This window comes from Candidatus Magnetobacterium casense, from assembly GCF_019173545.1.
Classification (GTDB): domain Bacteria; phylum Nitrospirota; class Thermodesulfovibrionia; order Thermodesulfovibrionales; family Magnetobacteriaceae; genus Magnetobacterium; species Magnetobacterium cryptolimnobacter.
Window position 1 is genome coordinate 1 of sequence record NZ_JABXWD010000589.1, and the last position, 1,666, is coordinate 1,666.

3 protein-coding genes are annotated in these 1,666 nt (G+C 52.3%); all 3 read left to right on the forward strand.

From position 1 onward, the window contains the following. The coding region (locus HWQ67_RS17870) for a hypothetical protein (RefSeq protein WP_218254049.1) at window positions 1–632 on the forward strand (632 nt) is incomplete at its 5' end. A gap of 4 nt (window positions 633–636) precedes the next feature. Further along, window positions 637–1,338, forward strand: coding sequence for a hypothetical protein (locus HWQ67_RS17875; protein ID WP_218254050.1), 702 nt, complete (start codon window positions 637–639; stop codon window positions 1,336–1,338). A 17-nt stretch (window positions 1,339–1,355) separates the two neighbouring features. Then, a partial coding sequence (locus tag HWQ67_RS17880) for a hypothetical protein (protein ID WP_218254051.1) occupies window positions 1,356–1,666 on the forward strand: 311 nt, incomplete at its 3' end.

The window sequence follows — 1,666 nt, forward strand, 5'->3', positions numbered from 1 at the left end:
GCACAGGGCTATGTCGGCCACAGGTTTATCTGAGCGTCACAAACTCGGCGCTGGGATTTACCAAGTCGTACTACGTCCAGATTCACAGTACACCCTTGACCGCCGTTAGATACGATAGCGAGCAAGACCCGGCTACGTTGACGGACTTCGCTATCCTGAAGAAACCTTTGTATAAGGACTCAATAGACAACGTGGTAGCCATCTCGCCAGACTACCTGAAGCCCCTAAACTATAATCCGACAACAGGCAACCTCACCATAGGTGGTTTTATCAGCGCGGCGCCGTTAGCTTTCAACGTGGAATATTACCATGCTGAGGACAAAACCTATAACTTGAGCTACTGGGTGCCCCGCGAAGATGCCTTAGAGCCGGGGTTCAGCGCCCCGCCACCTGAGTGCGCTGACTGGGTGGAAATGCCTGAAAGTGTAATCGTCCCGGCATTTGTGACCAAGGCAGTACCTATAAAAGTAACCGTCCCCCCGAATGTGATATTGGAGCCTACGCGCTTTGAGTTCTGGGTGGTAGTCCGTGAAGCAGAGGCAACCGAGGGCGTGATGATGGTTGAGGGAACCCTTAAAGGTGTAACCCAAAAGACTCAGTATATCCAGCAATGGCTGGTGTCGTTGGAGTAAGAATTTGAGACTTAGAATACTGGCTGTGATGCTCATAGTGGGAATGTACCTGCTCATCCCTGTTGTGAGTCTTGCAGCCACAGCGCAGGTTATCGTGATTACAGCGAGCCCCATCCAGGGCAACGAGTGTGTCACTGACCTTGGCATGGAGTTCACCCTGCCGGATGAGGTGAGTTTCTGGTGGACCCCTGCCCAGACAGGTAATGGCACCAAAATTGTTATGACCGTGGGAGACTGGCCCCAGGACTGCGAGGATGGGCTGGTTGTCTACGAGGGCAACGAAACCACTACGAGCCAAACCATTGACACTGACGATCTCGTGATAGGACTTTACTATCACGTTTACAACATAACAGAGGGCGGGAATTGCTCGACCTGCTATGCCACTGGCAGCGTGATAGCCAGCGATTCCATTGATACTGGGGGAGCTGGGAACGTCACCATAAACACCGCTGGCTTAGACGACATGGCTGACATTATGAGGACAGGGCTGATATTCGGCACCTTATTTATCTTGGGGATTGTGGGAGCTGTACGCCACTCGCTGACTGGCTACTTGGGGGGAATTATAGGCTTGAGCCTTTCCTTGGCTTACATGCAGGACCAGATAGGTATGTACTTGGTGATACCGATGATTGTGATTATCCTGGGGCTGGGGCTTGCTCTGGTAAGGGATGCCTGGACTCAAGGGGTTGAGATATTCTGACCGAGAGGGGGTGAGGCATGGCTATAAGGAAAGCGCCGTATGCCATAGGAACTGGTGCTGGGACTACTGACCAGCCTTGGGTTTATGTCTCGGCTGGCTATTATGTTCACCCTGACGACCTAGCAGCGTATTATGCCCAGTCAGGTTCTCCCACGCCAATATCAATACCGGGACAACCCGCGCAGCCTATTAAGTTACCTACAATTAGTGTAATGGATGAATACGAAGCAGCTATGGCGGCACCAACTGCCAAAATAATAACTGGGCAACCTGCGATCCGCTTACCAAGCGTTATGGACCCCTACGAAGCGGCTATGGCTGCGGCACC